Here is a 17,208-nt window from a genome sequence, read left to right as displayed (position 1 = left end):
TTTGATTTAGAGGGGTAAGATTAAGATTTAGGTTCAGACTTCGCGTCAAACTTATCAGACCAAGTTTTCAATACGTCTGCACGCTCACTACCCATACGAGCAAAGTCCATCTTCGCCATGTTTTTTTCAACATTTGGGAAATTTTTCACTGTTGCTGTTACGTCTTTATGACCAACGACTGGGTACATCTCAATGTAGAGTTCATTCGCTGCTTTAGAAATCGACCAGTCCACAACACGTTTTGCTGCTTCTGATGATTTAACAAGCCCAACCGCTTCAGATTCCCAACCAATACCTGCAGGAGTGATTACCGCCAATGGAGCACCCTGCGTTTTCAACTTAGCACCACGACTTGCCATAGAAATACCGATGGCAACTTCACCCATACCAGCTTGTACACAAGGTTTAGAACCAGAGTGTGTGTAGTGTGCAATGTTCTTATCTAACTTTTGCATGTAATTCCATGCTTGATCTTCGCCCATGTTTTGCAGCCATGCTGAAACTTGCATGTAACCAGTACCGGAAGATGCCGGGTTTGGCATTGCAATGTGGCCTTTATAGATAGGCTTGGTGAGGTCTTCCCAAGATTGAGGTGCAGGCAAGTTCAACTGTTTTGCAACGGCTTCGTTAAAACAAACTGCATTGAAAAATGCGTCATTACCGTACCAAGCTTGAGAAGATTGGGGATCATTCAGATTTGAGCGAAGTGCATCAACACCTTGAGGCGTATATGGTTGAAGAATACCCTCTTCTTTCAACAGAGCCATTGATGAGCCAGCAAGGCCCCATACAACTTCTGCACGTGGGTTATTTTTCTCAGCCAGTAGTTTAGCTGTCATGATACCTGTCGAATCACGCACCCATTTGATGCGAATATCTGGGTTTTCGCTTTCAAAGGCATTCTTGTACTTCGCCAAAATATCTGTTTCAAACGCCGTATAAACCGTCACTTCCTCGGCCGCAAATGCGTTAGTAGCCAGTAGTGACACAAGTGCAGCTAGTGATCCTTTCATAAAACGGTTTTTCATCATGTTCTCCAGTTGAACTGTCTAGCAAGAGTGGATGCAGCCAAGTCGACATACATTCTTTCATTTCCATTAATGAGTACACACCTTATTGGTATGTACCAGATGACGAATATTAACCTATTCGAGTTTTATGACGATTAAATGAACAAAAAATGGCATTTTGAAGATCTCTACTGACGAGATGACCACCAAGAATTTTGAATATGAAGCTTTTGTGAATCTGGTGATTTTACTCTTTACCTCCATCAGATTCGATTGATAGAGTAATTGCAAATATTGGTATAGTCCAAATGGAAATCAAGATGAAAAACGAATACTTGCTCTTAACCCCTGGCCCTCTTTCCACTTCTGAATCAGTTCGCCAAGCGATGCTAAAAGACTGGTGTACATGGGACGATGAATACAACAAAGACATCGTACAGGTCATCCGCCATAGGCTGGTTCAGCTTGCAACGCAACAAACAGGCTATACAAGTGTATTAATGCAAGGCAGTGGTACTGCTTCTGTTGAAGCGACGATTGGCAGTGTAATCGGCACAGGAGGCAAATTACTGGTGGTCGATAACGGTGCTTATGGCGCTCGCATCGCACAAATTGCGCAGTATTTAAATATTCCATGCCATGTCGTTTCACCAGGCGAAACATCACAACCTGACTTGAACGAAATGGAAACGGCATTGGCCATGGATCCAAGCATTACCCATGTTGCAATTGTTCATTGCGAAACCACAACAGGCATGTTGAATCCTATTAAAGAGATTGCTCAACTGGCTAAGCAACAAGGCAAAATCGTAATTCTCGACGCCATGTCGAGCTTTGGTGGTATCCCAATGGACATCGCTGACTTGGGTATCGACTTTATGATCAGCTCAGCCAATAAATGTATTCAAGGTGTACCGGGTTTTGGTTTTGTTATTGCCAAACAAGATGAACTTGAGAAATGTAAGGGGCAAGCTCACTCACTGAGTTTAGACCTTTACGACCAATGGCACTGTATGGAAACGAACCATGGTAAATGGCGCTTTACTTCACCAACGCATACCGTGCGCGCGTTTTATCAAGCACTCATCGAGCTTGAGCAAGAAGGTGGGATTGCCGCGCGATTCCAACGTTATTCAACTAACCAGAAAACACTGGTGGCTGGAATGCGTTCTCTGGGTTTCGAACCGTTACTGAGCGACGATCTTCACTCTCCTATTATCACCTCTTTCTATTCTCCAACTCATAGCGACTACCAATTTAAAGAGTTCTATGAGCGCCTTAAAGAGCAAGGCTTCGTTATCTACCCGGGTAAAGTGTCCAACGCTGACTGTTTCCGCATTGGCAACATTGGTGAAGTTTACCCTTCTGACATTGAGCGTCTAATAGGTGCGATCGGAAAGGCAAAGTACTGGGAAGTGAACGCATGATGCAGTGTGAATCAAAAGAGAACCACTCTCACACTCACTTTCGCAGTGAAGGAGATGTAAACACAACACCAGCGCGACAGGAGTGGAACGCTTCTCTAGACGATAAAGCCACTCAAGCGCTTTTGAAGAGAGATTCAGATGTGTTTCTTCACCAAGCTATGTCAACGCCCTGCTTAGATACGTTGCAACATGCAGAAGGTATCTATATAGAGGATGCAACGGGTAAAAAGTACATGGACTTCCATGGGAATAATGTCCATCAACTGGGATACGGGCATCCAGAAGTCATCAGAAAAGTAACCGAACAAATGGCTTCGCTTCCGTTTTCTCCGCGACGCTTTACTAACAAGACGGCTATCGAGTGCGCAGAAAAGCTAACGCAAATCTGTGGTGGCGAACTCAACCGTGTGTTGTTCGCACCCGGTGGTACCTCTGTAATTGGAATGGCACTGAAGCTAGCAAGGCACGTAACCAACAACTTTAAAGTCGTTTCGCTGTGGGACTCTTTCCATGGAGCCTCTCTTGATGCCATCTCTGTCGGTGGTGAAGCATGTTTTCGTGAAGGCATGGGGCCATTAATGGCTGGGGTAGAGCGTATTCCACCAGCGGTGTCGTACCGAGGAGCTTTCCCAATGCGCGATGGCGACCCAAACTCAGATGTTCATTACGCCGATTACCTTGAGTATGTGATTGAGAAAGAGGGAGGCATTGGCGCATTCATTGCTGAAGCGGTTCGAAACACTGATGTCCAAGTGCCAAGCAAAGCCTATTGGAAACGAATCCGAGAGATCTGCGACAAGCACAACGTGCTGCTGATCATTGATGATATTCCTAATGGTATGGGACGCAGTGGCGAATGGTTTACTCATCAAGCTTATGACATCGAGCCAGATATTCTCTGTATTGGAAAAGGCTTTGGCGGTGGTTTGGTTCCGATCGCAGCAATGGTAACCAAAGACAAATATAACACGGCAGCACAAGTCTCACTCGGTCATTACACCCACGAGAAAAGCCCGATCGGTTGCGCTGCAGCACTGGCAACCATGCAAGTCATCGAGCAGCACAACCTTTTACAAAAAGTGAAAGACGACAGTGAGTTCGTCAAAGAACGCTTGCTCGATATGAAAGCACGCTACCCCGTTATCGGCGATGTGCGCGGAATTGGCCTTTTATGGGGAGTCGAATTGGTAACAGACCCTATAACCAAGACTCGTGCATACGATGAAGCTGAAGCGCTGCTTTACCAGTGTTTAAATCAAGGTTTGAGCTTTAAAGTTTCACAAGGGAATGTCGCACAACTTAGTCCTCCGTTGATCATCGAACGCAGCGCTCTCAATGCAGCTCTAGATATCTTTGAAGCGGCTATCGATAAAGTATGTCGAGACTTTGGATACCAGATTTAACCTCATTCAACGTTAATCATCACCAACAAATTAGTGACAGCCTTGACGTTGATATCAAGGCTTACAAAGGACAAACAATCATGACGAAATCATCCACAATCCAAGCGGTAATTTTTGACTGGGCGGGCACCATCGTAGACTTCGGTTCGTTCGCTCCAACCAGCATTTTTGTAGAAGCCTTCAAACAAGGATTCGATTTTCATATTTCTCTTGAAGAAGCTCGCGAGCCTATGGGGCTCGGCAAATGGGACCACATTCAAGCTGTGGGTCAATTACCTTCTGTAAAGACTCGCTGGAATGAACAGTTTGGTAGAGACATGAACTCTGAAGATATCGATGCGATATACGCGGCATTCATGCCATTACAGAAAGCAAAAGTAGCTGACCACGCCGCGCCTATCTTAAATGCCATCGAAGTGGTAAATAACTTGAAATCGCAAGGCGTAAAGATTGGTTCATGTTCAGGTTACCCTCGCCAAGTGATGGACGTGCTTGTTCCAGTCGCAGCGGACTACGGATATCATCCAGATTGCGTAGTTGCAACTGATGATCTTCCACAAGGTGGCCGCCCTGCACCATTCATGGCATTAAAGAACGTCATCGACCTTGGTGTTACCAATGTCGCTTCATGTATTAAGGTTGATGATGCTGCTCCGGGGATCGATGAAGGCCACAATGCAGGCATGTGGACAGTTGGTCTTCTTTTATCTGGAAATGAAGCGGGCTTAACCTTCGAGGAGTACCAACAAGCGGATGAAGCAACGCTTGCCGCAGCTCGTAACAAAGCAAAGCAAAAACTCGGCAAGTCTAAACCCCACTATCTAGTTGATACTATTGCTGATCTACCGAACGTTATCGAGCAGATCGAAGCTCGTATCTTACGTGGTGAGCGTCCTTAATCTACTGAAGTTTACAGCCTAAAACCTATCTACCCCAAACCTAATCCCGAAGTCAATTATTTGGCGCCGGGATTTTTTAATTAATACGCATTAAATAGCATAAAAAGTTCACTCTTTTTGCCAAAAAAAATTGTAAAATCATAACCTTGAGCTATAGCTTTATATATAGCAAATAATTATCGATCAAATGAAAACAAAAATTTAGTTAAATGTATAATTTTTAACAATTTTGTTGACTCCCATGTGCAATCGGATTAACAATAGAAATACCGCTCATATAGATAGATTCCAACTGGATCAACGCCTCCAGTTATCGTCTGCAAGCAGTGTGTTACAAACAGTCGATGACCATTTTATGGCAGATTCAGGTAAGAATAAAAACTAATCACAAGGATAAGATTATGAAAAGACTGTCAAAAATTATGTGTGCACTTATTGCGACCTCTGGTCTTGCAGCAGCACCATCCATCGCTGCAACCACCTACGTAGGTGGTAAACTCGGCCTTGGTTGGCTAGACAGCGCTTGTGTTGATGGGCTCAAGTGTGACGACGATGCGGTGGGTGCTGGTATCTATTCTGGTTACAACTTCACAGACCGCATTGGTGTCGAACTGAGCTCTGACTTCCTAGGTGATTACAAGACAAGCTTTTCCAAAGGTGGTACTGCGGCTCAATTTAGTGATCCGCTTATTGCAATATCCCTAACCCCTATGTACCGCTTCCCTGTGGAGCAAGAATTTGACTTCTTTGTAAAAGGTGGCCCAGCTTACGTTTCTCATGGCGGTGAAGACGCTTTCATACTGTCTCTGGGAGCTGGTGTTGAGAAGCAATTTTCTGACGCATGGGCTGTACGTGTCGAATATCAATACTTCGATGACTTCGATGACAATTACATCCAAGACCTAAACGCAAACCTGTTCTCTGTTGGTGTTAGCTATAACTTCGGCACCGGTGCAACAACAGCTTCTGCAGCGGCAGCAACAGCTACTGCCGCCGCTGTGACTCAGGCACCTTCTGAACCAATTACAGAAGTAAAAGAAGTGGTCATGGAAGAGAAAACAACGGTTGTAGTGACTAAAGAGCAAACCGAAAGTTTCTCTCAAGAGATGTTCGCAACTAATAGTACTGAACTCTCAGCTGATGGTAAGGCAGCCCTGGGGCCTCTGATTGCCGTGCTTCAGGCTCACCCAGAATCTAGCGTCGAAGTTGTTGGTCATACTGATTCAACAGGTGCCGCGGAATACAACATGATGATCTCGAAGAAACGTGCTGCATCTGTTGCTGCATACATCGAAGAGCAAGGTATTGATGCTAGTCGTATTACTGCAACAGGTGAAGGTGAAGAGAATCCTGTAGCATCAAACGATACGGCTGAGGGCCGTGCGATGAACCGACGCGTAGAAGCGACTATTCCAGGCTTTGAATACACTGAAGAAGTTCAGGTTGAAAAAGTAATGGTTGAAGAGTCAGCTCAGTAATTAGTTGTTATCGCGCATACACGCTCTAACGTAATTACAAACTAAATTGAAGGCCATGTATCTCAGATACATGGCCTTTGTTTTGGTTAGACGATTTCCCAGCTATGGGTCATTTCAACGCCTGCGCCCAACATCAAACAAACTGAGCAGTATTTTTCTAATGAATCAGCGCATACTTTCGCAACCAGCTCTTCATCTAAGTTATCACCTGACACTTCGAAGTGAATATTGATTGCAGTGAAAATCTTTGGCGCAGTTTCACGGCGTTCTGTCGAGAGCTTTGCATTACAACCTGTAATCGCCTGTCCTGCTTCTTTTAAGCCATCAACCACGTCAACAGAACTACAACCACCTGCAGCCATCAATACCATCTCCATTGGGCTTGGAGCCGTTGCACCACCGCTACCGTCCATTACGATAGAGTGACCTGATTGAGATTGGCCTAAAAATTTAAAGCCTTCTACCCATTTAACTTCTGCTTTCATGCTATTCCTTAGTCGAGTGACACACACTCATCATGGTTATACAACTACTTAAACGCCACCCTACTACTGGTCGTTTCCGAGAGCAAGTCGTCCCGTTTAAACACGCACAATTTAATTTCAAAATATTTTTTTAGTGAATAGTGTAATTTTTTCCATCAAAGTCCTGTCTCTATTCGTACATTCAGCATCGAATGAGTAAACGTCAAGATGAGGTATCTATGAAGAAATTATCTAAAATATTGGTTTCACTCGTGGTCGCATTACCACTGGTTTCACTATTTGTTAGCCAAACAGGCACAGCCAATACAATGGATAAAGAGGCACACTCTGGTAAAACTGCAGTTGCAACTTTAGCTGGTGGTTGTTTTTGGTGTACCGAGTCCGATCTTGAAAAACTCGATGGCGTAATCGATGTTGTTTCGGGTTACTCAGGTGGAAAGCTAGAGAACCCAACATACAAACAAGTAGCATCAGGAAAAACGGAGCACATCGAAGTAATCAAGGTTGTTTATGACCCTAGCGTGGTTAACTACGAGCAAGTGCTTGACCAGTTCTTTCGTCATATTGACCCAACCGACGACAAAGGTTCGTTTGTCGACCGTGGTCCTCAATATCGTCCAGCCGTTTTCTATCATAACGCTGAGCAAAAAGAGATTGCTCAAAACTTCATGAATGAAATCGAAGAAGCAAACCTATTTGGTGCTCCTCTAAAAACTGAGCTGATTGAGTTTAAAAAATTCTGGCCAGCAGAAGACTACCATCAAGACTACTACAAAAAGAGTAAGGTTCGTTACAACTACTACCGTTATGCTTCGGGTCGAGATCAGTACCTAGATAAAATCTTTGGTGATGATCGCCAAGAAAACCCACAAACGATTCGCCAACTATTAGATGGCAAAAACCAAGCTGCAAACGTGAAAGTTTACACTAAGCCTTCACAGTCCGAGATCAAGCAGAAGCTGACATCGCTTCAGTACAACGTGACTCAAAAAGACGCGACAGAACGTCCTTTCGATAATGAGTACTGGGATAACAAAGAAGAAGGCATCTATGTTGATATCGTAACCGGTGAACCGCTTTTCTCATCAAAAGACAAGTACAAGTCAGGTACGGGTTGGCCGAGTTTCACTCAACCAATCAATGACAACTACATTGTGACGACAACCGATTACAAGCTGATTTATCCACGTACCGAAGTACGCAGCCGCTTTGGTGATTCACACCTTGGTCACGTGTTTAAAGATGGACCAAAGCCGACAGGACTACGTTACTGCATGAACTCAGCGGCTATGCGATTCATTCCGGTCGAGAAGCTAGCTGAAGAGGGATACGGAGATTATTTGGAGATGTTTGAGGGTTAATCATCACTAGCAATATAACAGACAAAAGCCAGCATTAACGCTGGCTTTTTCATTTCGATCCAATGAAAAATTATCCCGTTAGCACGGTGTCTTCTGGATATTTCACCAATGAGGGCTCTGGTCTCGCTAACATATAAGCCAAAGTTAAAGGTCCTATTCGGCCTATGACCATTACGACCACCATAATGTACTTGCCCGGCTCAGATAAATTCGCAGTAAGCCCTGCTGTCAAACCAACGGTTGCAAAGGCTGATATTACTTCAAACATGACACGATCAAATGCCGCTTTCTCCGTTAACATCAACAAAAACATCGCTGTCGTTAACATGGCTCCACTGACCACAATAATAGCTAAGGATTTAGTAACAGCTTGCCATGAGACAGTACGCTTAAACATCACGACGTGCTTTTTCTGGCGTAAAAAACTCCACGTAGCCACAAAAGCTACTGCAAATGTTGACACCTTGATCCCTCCCCCCGTAGAAGTTGAGCCGGCACCAATTAACATCAAGACGATCATGACGAGTAGAGCGGGCTGAGTATAGTGAGTAAGGTCGACACTATTAAACCCTGCGGTACGAGCACTGGCTGATTGAAAGAAAGCTGCTAGCCACTGACCGTGCGTTGTGAGGCCTTGCATCGTTTCACTATTGTTTCGCTCTAACAACCAGAACAATACGGTTCCAACTAAAAGCAGAGTCGGAGTTGCTGTTAACATGATTTTGGTGTGTAGATGTAGGTGATTGAAGCCACGGCGCCAATTTGAAGCTAAATCACCGACGACAGTGAACCCCAAACCTCCAAAGATGAACAACCCCGCTAGAGTGAAGATCACTAGAGGATCATCGACAAACGTCATCATGCTATCTGAAAAGAGCGCGAAGCCTGCGTTGTTAAAAGCCGAAATGGCGTGAAAAAGAGCATAAAAGCTCCCTGTTTCCCATCCATATTCCGGTATCCAACGAAAACAAAGCAGAATAAAACCAATGAGTTCCGCGATAAGCGCAAACGCGATGATCTTTTTGACCAAGCTTCTCAAGTTGACGCGCTTATCTTGTCCTAATGCCTCTTTAGCGAGCGCTTGCTGCTTCAAACTAAGCCTCACCCCAAACATATATAGGAGCACCGCAGACAAGGTCATTTGCCCGAGTCCACCTACCTGCATTAGGAACATCAATAGCACTTTACCCGCCAGAGTAAAATGGGTCCCAGTATCTACGACACCTAAGCCAGTTACACTTATCGCTGAAGTCGCAGTAAATAGGGCGTCAGTGAATGAAAGGCCCGTAACCGAAAAAACGGGCAAAGTAAGAAGAATTGCCGACGGAATAAGAACCCCAAGAAAACTGGTGAGGATGATCTTTGGTTCAGACCCTTTCTTCGGCTTATTGTCTGGCTTTAAAGTGTAGAACAGCCCTCTTCTTTGAACTGAATGCATAGACCGCCTTATGACAATGATTTAAGTCGATTAGCCAATAACTCTTTAGGGCCCGCAATGATGACCACGTCCCCAATCTCCAAACTAATATCTAATTCAGGTGCTTTGACCAAGTTAGGGCCACGTTTAAAACCCAGCACATGCACATCACTTTGTTGACACAGTTTGAGGTCAGAGAGTGGTCGCCCAAGTAGATTATGCCCTATTACAATTTCAGTCAGAGCGAGTTCACTACCCAAATCAATAAACTCTAACACGCGTCTGTCGAGCATCTTTCTTGCGACTCGGATACCCATATCCCGCTCGGGAAGAATCACATGGTCTGCGCCAATCTTGGTCAGAATCTTAGCGTGAAACTTATCATTCGCCTTCACCCATACCGTTTTGGCACCCGCCTCTTTCACAACAAGAGTGGTCAGAATACTGGCGTTCACATCAGAGCCGATTGAAACCATAATCATATCGTACTCATCTAATCGCAACTCCTTCACGGTTTGTTCGCTGGTACAGTTTGCGACAATACCTTGAGATACAAAGCCAGCCGCTTCCTTAACTCGCTCTTCATTAATATCTACCGCTAGCACCTGCGCCCCTGAATCTTGAAGCTCTTTGCATACCGCGAGCCCAAAACGACCTAACCCAATCACGGCAAACTGTTTATCTGTCATAATTTCCTCTATCCTCATTGGTTGAGGCTAAACAACAAGTCTTGAACAGCAGCGTTGAGTGAATAAGATTATTCATCATTACGCTGATAAAATTTCCTAATCTCTTGATTTTAAAGGTAGAGAACAAATTGGATTTCTGCTAATTTCGGGCCACTTATTTTTCTGTCATAGCACACAATTGCATAAAGCTATCTAGACGCAGCTATTCTATTTCTTGTGAGGACAACACTTGCTATGGCATCCGCGTTATCACTGAGTGAATTCAAAACATGAACGAATTAATTCAACAAGTTCAGACATACGTAAATGCAAACCATCATGAATGGAGCAGCAGTGTTTTATTCATCACTATTGCTAGCTTCTTCGCATGGGTTGCGTGGCGAATCCTTCATAGTCGCTTGGAAATATTAGCCAAGAAAACCGCATTCCATTGGGATGATTTGCTGCTCGATGCCCTAAAAACACCAGTCAGTACCGTACTATGGTGCTGGCCGGGCACTGTCTCTCTAGGGTTGATTCTACAAGGGGAGTTTGGGGGCGAAATCAATTGGCTTCGTACCCTCAAGCACATCTTGATTATCTGTACCTTCGTGTGGTTCACGCTCAGAATGATCACCAACAGTGAAGAGTACATCCTAGCGCAGAAGAAACGTGATGAGACAACGGTTCAGGCGATAGCCAAAGTATTCCGTCTGTTCTTTATGGTGATGGGAGCACTCACCATCATGCAGACCTTTGGTTTGAGTCTATCTGGCCTTCTGACCTTTGGTGGTGTGGGTGGCTTAATCGTCGGTTTGGCAGCGAAAGACCTACTATCTAACTTCTTTGGCGGCATGATGATCTATTTCGATCGCCCATTCAAAGTTGGAGACTGGATTCGATCTCCAGATCGTCAGATTGAAGGTACAGTAGAACGCATCGGCTGGCGCATGACTATCATCAGAACGTTCGACAAAAGACCGATTTACGTACCGAACTCGGTGTTCAGTAATATCGTAGTGGAGAACCCATCACGCATGCTTAATCGCCGTATCAATGAGACCATAGGCCTTCGTTACGAAGATGCTGACAAGATGCAAGCGATTGTGGATGAAGTAAAGACGATGCTAGAAAACCATCCGGATATTGATGCCAAGCAAACACTAATCGTGAACTTTGATAAGTTTGGCCCTTCATCCCTCAACTTCTTCATTTACACCTTCACAAAAACGGTCAACTGGATTCGTTTTCACGAGGTAAAACAGGATGTGTTGCTTAAAGTGCTAGAGATTGTGCACGCCCATCAAGCTGATGTCGCGTTCCCAACACAAACCCTTCATTTGCAGCAAGGTGTCGCCCCTACCTCAGAGCACGCGGCACCAATCACACCAGAAAGCAGCCTTTAAAAACAAAGAGAGCCATACCTAATGTATGGCTCTTTACTTCTCTGGGGCTCTTCACAGCTCACAAATCTATGGCTCAGAGGTTCCTCTACTCAATCACTGTAAAACTATTTCAGTTGAATGCTAGTAAACGTTTCGTTGATCAAACCACTACCTTTACGTTTCTTCATCGTCACTTTAACTGAACGCTTTGCATCGGCGACGTCATAACGTATCGCTTGACCTAGAAACTTATCATTTCGCTTGAGTTCACGCGCTTCCAATTTTACTGTTTTGTTGCCACGGTTAACCTTACAGCGGTAGTCCCATTCGTTCTTACCGTCTTTCAGGCTAAGTAGAATACGTTGATTACTTGCACTTGAAGTCGCTTTAATACCACGAGGTTTCTTATCGATTGCTAAAGCAAGACCAGCTTTACATAGTTGCTCTGCAGTAAACCCTTGCGCAGCTTCTACCGTAGGAGCGTTGAACACCGCTAGTACCACTAAAGCAACGCTCGGAAGCACGAATTTTGTTTTCATGAATGAAACCCTTCAAGTTATCGAACATCATTCAATTTAACCATCAACGATACGGTAAGTCAATGTTTTATGGTATCTATATCCCTATAAAGAGAGTGGCTCGAAGTTCTTGTAATAGAAAACAAAAAAAACCTTGCTGCAGCACAACAAGGTTTTTATTCAATGAGTTAGGTAACGTTACTTGTTACGACGACTCTCAACTGCATCAGCCAATTGGCGTAATACTGTTTCTGTGTCTTCCCAACCAATACATGCATCAGTGATTGATTGACCGTAAGTCTCTACCTTTCCATCAACAAGATCTTGACGACCTTCAACTAGGTGTGACTCAATCATTACACCGAAGACAGCAGCATCACCGCCAGCAATTTGTGCACTAACGTCGTCTGAAACGTTCAGTTGACGTTTAAACTGCTTAGAGCTGTTTGCGTGGCTGAAATCGATCATTACCTTTTGAGGCAAGCCTGATGCTTCAAGTTCTTGTTTGATCTTAGCAACGTGCTCTGCACTGTAGTTTGGCTCTTTACCACCACGTAGAATGATGTGACAGTCAGGGTTACCTGCCGTTTCTACAATCGCAGAATGACCGTACTTAGTTACAGACAAGAAGTGGTGAGACGAGCTCGCAGAACGAATTGCATCTGTCGCAATCTTAATGTTGCCATCTGTACCATTCTTAAAACCAACTGGGCAAGACAGGCCAGATGCCAGCTCACGGTGTACTTGAGACTCAGTAGTACGAGCGCCAATTGCACCCCAGCTAATCAAATCCGCTACATATTGTGGCGTGATCATATCTAGGAACTCACTTGCTGTTGGCATACCCATATCAGTTAGGTCTAACAGCAGCTTACGTCCCATACGTAGGCCATCGTTTAGCTTAAACGTATCATCCATGTACGGGTCGTTGATTAAACCTTTCCAACCTACGGTAGTACGTGGCTTCTCAAAGTAAACACGCATTACGATTTCTAGACGATCACCCAGTTCATCACGCAGTACTTTCAGACGCTTACCATACTCAAGTGCAGCTTCTGGATCATGAATAGAACAAGGGCCAACGATCACAAGTAGGCGATCATCTTTGTCTTCTAAAATATTGTGAATCGCTTTACGGCTTTCAAAAGTTGTAGAAGAAGCAACTTCTGTCGCAGGGAACTTTTCTAGTACCGCAACAGGGGGTAATAACTCTTTTACTTTATTAATTCGTACATCATCTGTTTGAAACATTGCTTACTTCTTCCTATTTCTATCCTTGAGCTGAGTATGCATATTGTTTGCACAATTTTCACATCAGCGCTTATCGTCTTGTTCCCTGTAACTTATCTAGGAAAAACGAGAGTTTCAATCACTAATTTAAAAAAAACGCAATTTTTTTTATGTTTTACATTGAAAACACTTTGTATATAAAAATTTACACTCAATAAAATCGTCAATTTTACAAACAGTTAGCACAAAGTTAGCTTCATTTTTTCGCGATTCGAATAAAAAAACAGCTGACATTTTGCCAGCTGTTTTACGCTTTACATTCTTTTCAGAGGCTTAACAACACTGTCCAGCCCCTCAATTTTCAATGCCAGACAGAGCTTCAACAGATCTCCTAGCTCTCCACTGGGGAAGCCTTTCTTGTCAAACCACAGCAAATACTCTTCAGGTAGATCAATGAGTACTCGTCCTGCGTACTTCCCAAATGGCATCTGTACCCGCGCCAGCTTCATCAAGTTCTCTTTGTCTAACATGGTTTCATTTTTCTCAGAGTTGATTTTTATTCGTCAGGGTAACACCTAAACGCTCAACCCAATAGTTGATCGCGTCTTTCGCGTCATCAAGAGAATCAATCATGGTCGAAAAGTCTTTGTTTCCTGCTTGACGGTCTATCGCAGCAAAGAGCGGTGTTCCATCTTGGGCATCACTGACCAACAGCTCAATACTTGCACTGCCTACGTTGGTATGCTCACCCGTGGTTACCTTAGAAATCGTCGACATCGCGAGGCCAAACGGCAGTACGCTACTCGTTACGGCTAAAATAGGATTCGGCGTTTCCACATTGCTTAATGCGATACTCAGTCTCAAGCTGCTGCCATTGGGCTCGCTCACTACTTTCTTGTATTGAGAAATACGCTCGGTAAGCCGTTCATTCAGGTGGTCGGTTAACTCTTGAATATCGTCAGAATCAATCGAGCCTTCTTCCGCGAGCACGAAGATCTGGTCAATAACGACTGAATCATACTCTTCTAATTTATTCTGTAGGCGCTCTGCGTCCCGCAGGCCAATACGAGCCCACACCAAATCGACACCACCATCAGGTCCGGGAGTAAAATCTTCGTAAGAGGTAAATTTAGTGGCTTTTTGGATCGGCCCACCAGCACATCCGACAAGGATGACACTGATGGTAGCCAGAAGGGAATATTTTAGAAAGGTCATGTTAGCACTCATCATTAACTGAATAACATGAGTATGCTATACCATATATGAAAAATATATCGAAAAGTTTGTTGTTGATATACGACCAATTTCTAAAGCTAATTTGGCTTTACGGTATGTGCGTACTCTACAACGACTTGATTACCTTCTATATAAGCGTTTTGGATCTCACCATCAACACTCATTCTACTTTGTAAATAGACGATTTTTGGCCCTTCACTGCCCTCTTTTAAAGATGGCAAAACATTCTTGGGCTCGAGGTGTAACAAACGACAAAACTGGCTGACAAAAGACATCGTTAATGGGGTTTCACCTCTTAGGACTCTTGAGAAGGCGAGTTGATTCATGCCCAGCTTCTTTGAAAATTCCATTTGAGTCAGACGCATACGCGACTTCTGTGACATCCAAGTTTGGTATAGTGCATCTCTATCTAGGTCGGTAAATTCCATGAGGTTCCCTTTGTATAATTCAGACCTATCAATTGTGCTTTTTTCTATAGAAATTATGTCAACGTAAGGTTAGTGAAAACCAAAGGTTTGGTTGTGTTATGAACCCAATCTTGTACTAATTTAGCCACCTAAAAGAGTCTTACGCCCAAACAAAAGTATCAGGCATGCCCACTGCATATGCATACCTGATTTATTAGTTTGATCGATGCGTGAGAAGTGATTAAAGCAAGTAATCTTGATACCTGCTGGCACTTACAACAAATAATGGTCAAGTAACAACGCAGCAAACAACACCATAAGGTGATAGATAGAGAACTTGAAGGTCTGCATTGCGCTTGCAGCATTGCTGCGATACTTCAGAACCCAAGCGTGGTAAACAAAACCGCCATTGAGCACTAAAGATGCACTGAGGTATATCCAACTGCTCATGCCAACCAACACAGGTAAAATACACACCACACTAAGTAAAAGCGTGTAGAGAAGAATTGATGTCTTGGTGTACTCAATGCCATGAGTAACCGGCAACATAGGGATATTCACCTTAGCGTACTCATCTCTACGGTGAATCGCCAACGCCCAGAAATGAGGCGGTGTCCAAATAAAGATAATCATTACCAACAGCCAAGCATGAGAGTGCAACTCATTAGTGACAGCCGTCCAACCGAGCAAAGGTGGCATAGCACCAGCAATACCAGCGATAACAATGTTTTGAGGCGTCGCTCGCTTGAGATACATGGTATAAACCACCGCGTAACCCAACAAACTTGCGAAAGTTAACCATGCTGTTAGCGAGTTCACCCACACAACTAAAGCAACAAAGCCAATAACACCGATCGATGCCGCAAACATAAATACACGAGCGCTGCTTAGTTCTCCTGAAGGTAATGGTCTTCGACTCGTCCGACTCATCTGCCCATCAATTCTTCTATCAATTAAGTGATTGAATGCCGCGGCGGATCCAGCCATCAACCCAATACCGAGCATCCCGACCACAGTTTGTTGAATCGGTAGACCGTTAGGTACGGCAAGGCACATCCCAACTAGCGCCGTGAGTAGCATTAATGCGACAACTTTAGGTTTGGTCAGAGTTAGGTAGACTCTCCACACTGCTTTCTCTCGTACAGCAGTGTTAGACGATGGTACAAATTGATTATGAGTATCCGTTCTACTAGCCATGCTTACCTCCGCCTAATGCGCTTCCCTTCAATAAAAAGTCCCTTGTCTGACGCTGCCATACCAAAAAGTTGGTAACGACCAATGTGACCAGCAACAGTGCTGCCACTAGGTTGTGCATTACGGCAACTGAGATAGGCAAATGGAACCAGACGTTACTGATACCGAGTCCAACCTGACATAACAGTACAAATGCTAAGATGGCACTGAGCTTTCTTTGCCCGTGTCCAGCTTGTGACCAGAGCTGATAAACCGTAATTAACACCACCAACACCGCAGCCATGGCTCCGAACCTGTGCATAACATGAATGGTCAAGCGAGCAGGATATTCCAATACACCAAATTCGTAGTTTTCGTGCCCGCTTTGCCAAAGATCAAACGCCTTATCAAAGTCTAAATAAGCGAGCCAGTTACCTTCACAAATTGGCAGTTGGGTACAGACTAATGCTGCATAGTTCGATGACGTCCAGCCTCCCAGCAAGATCTGTCCGACCACCACCACGAGGCTGATGCTCGCCCAAAACCTTAACCACAGTGATTTAAATGGCGCAAAACCCTGCCCTATCTTGTTCAAACGGCAGTACAGCAAGCTCAGCAATGACAGAAGCGTGAAGCCTCCCATCAAATGCGCCATTACGACGACTGGCATCAGTTTCAATGTTACTGTCCACATCCCAAGCAGCGCCTGAAAGATAACGGTGGCTGTGATAAGTAACGGCAATCCTATTGGCGTTACACGTTTCGAGACACTCCAAGCAGCGATCGCAAAAATAAGTAGACCAAGCGAACCAGCGAAGTAGCGATGCACCATCTCTATCCAAGCCTTATCCGCTTCTAGAGCTCTCTCTGGATACTCTAAATTTGCATTTGCGACAGCCGACTCCCCCGAGGGCACTACGAGCTTGCCATAACAGCCAGGCCAATCAGGGCAACCTAGCCCTGCATCAGACAAACGAGTATATGCGCCCAATACAATCACGATGAGCGTCAGAATCAAGCTCACTTTAACTAGTAACAGCAATGATCTAGGGGTTGAATTCATCATCAATACCGATCTCCCTATCTGTTGTGAAACAACTCGCTACTCTTT

The 17,208-nt window shown here is 44.4% G+C and carries 17 protein-coding genes; 6 read left to right on the top strand and 11 right to left on the bottom strand.

What is annotated here, in order from left to right; genetic code table 11:
- Positions 1-20: 20 nt before the first annotated feature.
- Positions 21-1,031, bottom strand: coding sequence for a putative 2-aminoethylphosphonate ABC transporter substrate-binding protein (locus AC6R05_RS16625; protein WP_084181834.1), 1,011 nt, complete (start codon positions 1,029-1,031; stop codon positions 21-23).
- Positions 1,032-1,330: 299 nt separating this feature from the next.
- On the opposite strand from AC6R05_RS16625, the gene phnW reads away from it, so the two are divergent.
- The 4 genes from phnW (at position 1,331) to AC6R05_RS16605 (ending at position 6,217) form a co-directional block, all read left to right on the top strand.
- Positions 1,331-2,437: a 2-aminoethylphosphonate--pyruvate transaminase gene (gene phnW, locus AC6R05_RS16620; RefSeq protein ID WP_500648054.1), complete on the top strand. Its 1,107-nt coding sequence runs from the start codon at positions 1,331-1,333 to the stop codon at positions 2,435-2,437.
- Positions 2,434-3,840 carry an aspartate aminotransferase family protein gene (locus AC6R05_RS16615; protein ID WP_500648053.1) on the top strand — a complete coding sequence of 469 codons (1,407 nt, stop codon included), beginning with the start codon at positions 2,434-2,436 and terminating at the stop codon, positions 3,838-3,840. Before phnW ends, AC6R05_RS16615 begins: the two co-directional genes overlap by 4 nt.
- An 80-nt stretch (positions 3,841-3,920) precedes the next feature.
- The gene (gene phnX / locus AC6R05_RS16610) at positions 3,921-4,739 is read left to right on the top strand and encodes a phosphonoacetaldehyde hydrolase (protein WP_500648052.1); all 819 of its coding nucleotides are present in this window, start codon (positions 3,921-3,923) and stop codon (positions 4,737-4,739) included.
- Between the two features lie 401 nt (positions 4,740-5,140).
- Positions 5,141-6,217: an OmpA family protein gene (locus tag AC6R05_RS16605; RefSeq protein ID WP_500648051.1), complete on the top strand. Its 1,077-nt coding sequence runs from the start codon at positions 5,141-5,143 to the stop codon at positions 6,215-6,217.
- Positions 6,218-6,303: 86 nt separating this feature from the next.
- Here the strand turns inward: AC6R05_RS16605 and AC6R05_RS16600 are convergent, their stop codons facing one another.
- Positions 6,304-6,702 carry an OsmC family protein gene (locus tag AC6R05_RS16600; protein ID WP_032550279.1) on the bottom strand — a complete coding sequence of 133 codons (399 nt, stop codon included), beginning with the start codon at positions 6,700-6,702 and terminating at the stop codon, positions 6,304-6,306.
- 218 nt (positions 6,703-6,920) lie between these two features.
- Between AC6R05_RS16600 and msrB the strand changes: the two genes are divergently transcribed.
- Positions 6,921-8,063: a peptide-methionine (R)-S-oxide reductase MsrB gene (gene msrB, locus AC6R05_RS16595; protein WP_285465583.1), complete on the top strand. Its 1,143-nt coding sequence runs from the start codon at positions 6,921-6,923 to the stop codon at positions 8,061-8,063.
- Between the two features lie 70 nt (positions 8,064-8,133).
- Here the strand turns inward: msrB and AC6R05_RS16590 are convergent, their stop codons facing one another.
- Both AC6R05_RS16590 and AC6R05_RS16585 read right to left on the bottom strand, forming a co-directional pair.
- Positions 8,134-9,501, bottom strand: a complete 1,368-nt coding sequence (locus AC6R05_RS16590; RefSeq protein WP_500648050.1) for a TrkH family potassium uptake protein — start codon at positions 9,499-9,501, stop codon at positions 8,134-8,136.
- An 8-nt stretch (positions 9,502-9,509) separates the two neighbouring features.
- Positions 9,510-10,169: a potassium channel family protein gene (locus AC6R05_RS16585; protein WP_084181833.1), complete on the bottom strand. Its 660-nt coding sequence runs from the start codon at positions 10,167-10,169 to the stop codon at positions 9,510-9,512.
- A gap of 269 nt (positions 10,170-10,438) precedes the next feature.
- Here AC6R05_RS16585 and AC6R05_RS16580 point away from each other — a divergent pair, with 269 nt between their 5' ends.
- Entirely contained in the window at positions 10,439-11,554 is a 1,116-nt protein-coding gene (locus AC6R05_RS16580; RefSeq protein ID WP_285465580.1) for a mechanosensitive ion channel family protein, read from the top strand.
- A gap of 104 nt (positions 11,555-11,658) precedes the next feature.
- On the opposite strand, the gene AC6R05_RS16575 is transcribed toward AC6R05_RS16580, so the two are convergent.
- The 7 genes from AC6R05_RS16575 to AC6R05_RS16545 all read right to left on the bottom strand — a co-directional run bounded on the left by AC6R05_RS16575 (position 11,659) and on the right by AC6R05_RS16545 (position 17,163).
- The gene (locus AC6R05_RS16575) at positions 11,659-12,072 is read right to left on the bottom strand and encodes a hypothetical protein (protein ID WP_285465579.1); all 414 of its coding nucleotides are present in this window, start codon (positions 12,070-12,072) and stop codon (positions 11,659-11,661) included.
- Between the two features lie 177 nt (positions 12,073-12,249).
- Positions 12,250-13,302 (bottom strand): 3-deoxy-7-phosphoheptulonate synthase AroG, encoded by a 1,053-nt coding sequence (gene aroG / locus AC6R05_RS16570; protein WP_150868654.1) that lies wholly within the window; start codon positions 13,300-13,302, stop codon positions 12,250-12,252.
- A gap of 293 nt (positions 13,303-13,595) precedes the next feature.
- Positions 13,596-13,811 (bottom strand): DUF3820 family protein, encoded by a 216-nt coding sequence (locus AC6R05_RS16565; protein ID WP_500648049.1) that lies wholly within the window; start codon positions 13,809-13,811, stop codon positions 13,596-13,598.
- Positions 13,812-13,824: 13 nt separating this feature from the next.
- Entirely contained in the window at positions 13,825-14,496 is a 672-nt protein-coding gene (locus tag AC6R05_RS16560) for a DUF3313 domain-containing protein (RefSeq protein ID WP_500648048.1), read from the bottom strand.
- A 98-nt stretch (positions 14,497-14,594) separates the two neighbouring features.
- Positions 14,595-14,945, bottom strand: coding sequence for a helix-turn-helix domain-containing protein (locus AC6R05_RS16555; protein WP_500648047.1), 351 nt, complete (start codon positions 14,943-14,945; stop codon positions 14,595-14,597).
- A 252-nt stretch (positions 14,946-15,197) separates the two neighbouring features.
- On the bottom strand, positions 15,198-16,121 hold the full coding sequence (cyoE, locus tag AC6R05_RS16550; protein ID WP_500648046.1) for a heme o synthase: 924 nt from the start codon (positions 16,119-16,121) through the stop codon (positions 15,198-15,200).
- On the bottom strand, positions 16,114-17,163 hold the full coding sequence (locus tag AC6R05_RS16545; RefSeq protein ID WP_500648045.1) for a COX15/CtaA family protein: 1,050 nt from the start codon (positions 17,161-17,163) through the stop codon (positions 16,114-16,116). The genes cyoE and AC6R05_RS16545 overlap by 8 nt, the downstream gene beginning before the upstream one ends.
- Between the last annotated feature and the right edge of the window lie 45 nt (positions 17,164-17,208).

It is taken from the genome of Vibrio sp. R11-SG3-ISO9 (assembly GCF_059834255.1).
Note: the sequence above shows the minus strand (reverse complement) of the source record. Positions and strands in the feature narration are given on the sequence as shown.